Below are 832 nucleotides of genomic sequence, written 5' to 3' on the forward strand. Positions count from 1 at the left end.
GCTTTCCCATAACGACATTTGTGATTTGATGATAAAAATGATATGGAATGATAATCGGAACTTTGATTCGTGGGCTTTTTGTTTTTCCATTTGTTCTTCCTAATGGATTTGCAATTTCTAACCATCCTTGCCCACAGTCATCAACTGTAATGCGCATGTTCAAATTCCCTTTTTTGCTTTTATCTCCACGAGAATATAATTGTCGTGTCCGCAAATCTTTCCATTCTTGATTGGATATCTTGTTTTTCATTCTTTCATAGAAATTTTTCCGCCCACCAAAAATAATAGGAGGTAATGTTTTATTTTTAATATGTTTTGCATACGTTTCAATTTTTTGTTCTAATTTTTGTTTTCGTTTTCTTAAACCAATTAAACAAGTTTCTAATGCAACTTGTTTAGGTCTTTTTTTGCCGCGTTCATAATCAGCTATTTTTTGTAACGTCTTTTCTAACTTTTTTTGATTGTTTTCTAGGTAAACAGGAAGAAGTTCTTTTTGAGAGAAAAGGATCGTTTGTGCTTGTAAAATCGCATCTTCACAAAAACGTTTATTTAACAAATATTTAGGTTGTAGTTTTTTTATCAATTCTTTCTCGTTTTTGCCCTCAATCAAACGATTAAAACTATATCGTTTTGCACTTTCGAACGTACGAATCAAAGTAATTAAATCTTCCGTTTGTTCTTTTGTAATAGAATTGATTTTACAAGTACGTGTTGTTTTCATCCTTTTCCCCCTTTTCATCACCTGAAAATATTATAGGTTGAATTCTGTAAAATATAAAACCTGTAATTGTAAATTTTTATAGTTTTTTATAGATTCTTATTTACTGTTATT

General features: G+C 29.8%; 1 pseudogene. It reads right to left on the bottom strand.

Annotated elements, in window-relative coordinates:
* Window positions 1–721, bottom strand: a pseudogene (locus FH036_RS26900) (IS200/IS605 family accessory protein TnpB-related protein); the annotation flags it as partial.
* Between the last annotated feature and the right edge of the window lie 111 nt (window positions 722–832).

It is taken from the genome of Bacillus sp. CD3-5, assembly GCF_006349665.1.
Taxonomy (GTDB): domain Bacteria; phylum Bacillota; class Bacilli; order Bacillales; family Bacillaceae_G; genus Bacillus_A; species Bacillus_A paranthracis.